Annotated in this window: 2 protein-coding genes and 1 pseudogene; all 3 read left to right on the top strand. The window is 65.3% G+C overall.

Annotation, left to right across the window (positions count from 1 at the left end):
- On the top strand, positions 1-235 hold a 235-nt coding region (locus AC1DYI_RS29045; protein WP_477207593.1), incomplete at its 5' end, for a hypothetical protein.
- Between the two features lie 225 nt (positions 236-460).
- Positions 461-3,517, top strand: a complete 3,057-nt coding sequence (locus tag AC1DYI_RS29040; RefSeq protein WP_477207592.1) for a hypothetical protein — start codon at positions 461-463, stop codon at positions 3,515-3,517.
- A gap of 74 nt (positions 3,518-3,591) precedes the next feature.
- Positions 3,592-3,873: pseudogene (locus tag AC1DYI_RS29035) on the top strand (DEAD/DEAH box helicase); the annotation flags it as partial.

Raw genomic sequence — 3,873 nt, 5'->3', positions numbered from 1 at the left:
GCTGCACGCCGCCGAGCCGCGCTACATCGGCTACGCGTACACCTACGACTCGACAGTCAACGCACTCGGCTCCGGCGGGCGCGAGTACCTTGACTATGTGCTGGCAGACGGGCAGCACCGCTCACCGCGCGGAAACGACAACACCGTGCGCATCTACCGCAGCCTGAACCCTTCACTGTGGATGGATCACGACCTGTCGGACCACTTTGCGGTATCGGGGGTGTTGCAGTACTGAGGTGCGCCGCCAGCGCATTGGCTGAAACCAGCCGGGAGCGGGCTCATGGAAGCCGCTCCCCGGTACCTCTTCCCCCGGGCGCAGCAAGCACCTTGCTCCCTCCCTCTTTGCGGACGCGAACCTCTCTCAGACTCTCATCTACCATCGCAGTCGTGAGAACCGGGGAGTCACCCGGTCACGCCGACTGTCAGCTTGGTCGGGATCATCAACTGAGGGAGTCAGCCCGTGGTTTCTCGTCACAAGCGCATCGCCATTGCGATGGTTTTCGGCCTCGCAATCGCAGCGAGCACGCATGCCGCCGATCTGCAGCCAGTCGATTCGGTGCTCGCACAAGTCGGCAAGCGCGACACCAGCGAGGCCAAAGGGGTCAGTCCCGCTGCCACGCTGATGAAGGACATCGTGGCCTTTCGCTCGCGATCGGCCCGACTGTCAGCGTCGGTCGCTGCCACCGAATGGCTGTCGCTATGGGACCGGGCACTCGCCATGGACGCGAGACGCGCAACCAACGACTACGAGGCTTACGACGCAATGACACGGGCGCTGGTCGGGCCGCGTTCGCTGCTCGCTGCCTTGCCAGCACCCGAAACCTGGCCCCTGATCCGCGCACAGAGCACCACGCGCGCCGCGAAGGCCCCTGACGATGTTTCGGCGCTCGGCCTGAGGCTGCTCACCGAGGTGTTGACGCGTGACGCTGCTGCTGTTCAGCGGTCGTTGGCCGTCTTCGAGCGCCTTGCCGCGTCCGGCGAGCCCGGTGAACGCGAAATCAAGCTGCTTGCCGTCAATAACGCGCGGGCCCTGGCGTACAAGCTGTACGGCTCACGCGAGCAGATTGCCGACAGCTTTCGCACCACGGTCGATGCACACGCGAAACACCCCTATGACATCTTCGTCGAGGTGCCGGACCTGGTAGGTCTATTCGGCGCGGCCAGGGCGGAAGCCCTGCTTGCCGACGCCTTGAAGAAACCGGCAACGCTCTATGTTCCAGAAGGTGTGGCGACCAAGGCATTGGCGCGCAAGCTCGCGCTGCGCGACGTTGGCAGCCTGCGCAAACCACAGTGGGGCCTGGTCGACGAGATCGGATCAGCCGCACTCTATGAAGCTTTGCAGGCACGCTTCGACCCTCGTGCCGACACCGCCAAGACCCCGCCAGCCGAAGACGCCGATCCCGAAGCCGGCTACGAGCGCCGCCAGGCTGACCTCTACTACTTTCTGGACATGGTCATTGCGGGGCGCCACGCCGAAGCAGAACTGGCGATGGCTCGCGCGAGCCGCCGTGGTGACTCGCTCTATGTTCCGAAGCAAGCGATGGCCGAGTTGGCGCGACGGGGTCAGAACGCAGCGGTCTATGCCTACCTTGCCGATCTGCTCGGCCGCAAGCCGCAGTTGCCTGCGTGGGACTTTTATCTCGAACAAGCCGGCGTTCTTGGTCGCTCTGAAGAGGCCATCGCGCTGCTGGATGCAGCGCTGAAGCGAGGCGACCTGGCGCCTCACCTTCGCGTCGAACTGCTCGAGAAGCGCCTGGATGCCCTGCTTGGGGCTGATCAGGTCGACGCCGCGGTGGCAGGCTTTCGCGCGCTGCTGGCGGCGGCGCCTTCGCGCGACGATCCCAAGCTTTCGCAGCGTGCGATGGCGGCCATCCGCCTGGCGGGGCTTGGCCGAGTCCTGAAACATCCGGACTGGTCGCAGCTGGGGCTCGACTACGCCACGAAGGCCGTGGCATTGCCGGCCACGCCACGAGATTCATGGCGAACAACCGCTGTGCGGGCTTTGCTGGTGGAGCTGCGCCGTCAAGGCTCGGCCGATGCCGCACAAGCCCTGGTGTTGGCCGAGTTGGCGCGCGACAGCGACACCTCGGGCTTCAGCGGCTTCGAGGCCATTGTCGCCAACCCCATCAAGCGTTCCGCGCTGGTGGAACTGGTTGGTCTCTATGACGCCGCGGGACGGCCGGAAGACGTTCGGCGCATGCTGGACGCGGTGGACATCTGGGCCGCACGCGACCTGGGTGAACTGGTGGCAGAAAAGGACTCGATGGGCACGCCGATCGGTGTGATGGCCGCGCGCGCGTTGAAGGCCGGTGGCAACACCGCGAGCGCCACAGCGGCGGCGCGGGCGGTGATTGCACAGCTTCCGAACCACGACCCAGCCTACCACCTGTTCGTCGAACTCGCGGGCGAATCAGCGATTGCCGAACTCGATCGCATGGCGGCGAGCGATCCGTTTGAGGAGCGGCCGCTGGTATGGAAGGCGGCGGCCTTGAACCGGGCTCGCCAATACGAGGCAGCCGAAGACACCGCGCGGCGTGCCATTGCCATCGATCCTTCGGATGGTGAGCAAGGTGTCAACGACCGGATGCGCGCGTACGCGGTGCTGGCCGACGCCCTCGAAGGCAAGGGTGACCTCAAGTCCGCGCAAGGCTACCGGCGAGCAGTCGGGGCCATCCGATTGTCCGAGCAGGCCGACGAGCTGCACAAGCTGGGCCTCTACCAGCGCGCCTTCGCCGGCTACCGTGCGGCGCTGGAAGAGTTCTCAGACGCGTACTGCATTCAATCGCGGCTCGCGGTCCAGCTCGGCAAGTTGGGCTTTCATGATGAGGCGCTGAAGCACTACCGCCGCGCGTTTGAGTTGATGCCGGACAGCTTCGGTCGCGTCGAAAGCCACTGCTTTGGTTGCGAGAGTGTCTTCGCAGGTTCGAGCGCGCAAGCAGTGGCGGATGAAGTCTTTACGGGGCTGCTCAAGAGCAACACCAACAAGCCGCAGGCTCCCTACATGCTGGGTTACCTGCGCAAGGAGCAAGGCCGCTATGAGGATGCGGTGGTGCTCTTCCGTCGCGCCATTGCGCTGGATGCGCTGTATCTCAATGCGTGGCGGCAGCTGAACGACTTGGGCGACAAGACCTACATCGACCCCGGCGAACGCGACATTGCGCGCTTGAGGTTGTTCGAGCTGGACCCAACCCAGCGCCACGTGAAATATCAGCTCGACGAAGTGGCCGATCTCACCGCGTTGTGGCGCGCCATCGCCCGCGACGTCGGCGCACGCACTGGCCAAGCCAGCGCCGAATCGGTGTACCCGTTGTTGGGTAGCCTCCGCGCACGGCAAGAGGCACTCGGCAAGCTGCCACCTGACATGCGATTGCAGATGGAGCAGTACGTCGCAGCGCAGGAAGCGATGGTGGAGTCAGTACGGAACGGACGTGCGTCGCTGAGCCTGGCCGATCACAAACTGCTGATCGCCCCGCTGCGACTGATGGGTGCCGGGGCCTATACCGGTGGGCACGAATAGAAGTCTGTTCCGCGCACTCAGGTGGTGACGGGCGGCTACAGTCCCGCCCTTTCCCTGCCTTCCCGCCCATCGCGATGAGCCTCGCCGATCTGCGCGCCGCGGTGAGCGAAGAGCTCGCCGCCACGCCCGAGTATTACGACTTCAAGGTCTTGCGGACCGAGCGCGACGGTGCGCTTTGGCGCGTGACGCTCGATCCGGCGTACGTCTACGCCGACGGCCAACGCCCGGGCCGGTCATCGGCTCAGGTGCTGCTGGACGACAGCCTGGATGGCGCCTCGGCCTGGTGGGGCTCACCCGAAAAGGGCGGCGCCAGCGTCCTCGCCGTGTTGGCCGAGGACGATCAGCTGCTGCTGCAG

It is taken from the genome of Ideonella sp. P3_A4, assembly GCF_056403075.1.
The sequence above is the reverse complement of the archived record's forward strand: the minus strand, read 5'-3'. Positions and strand labels throughout refer to the sequence as shown.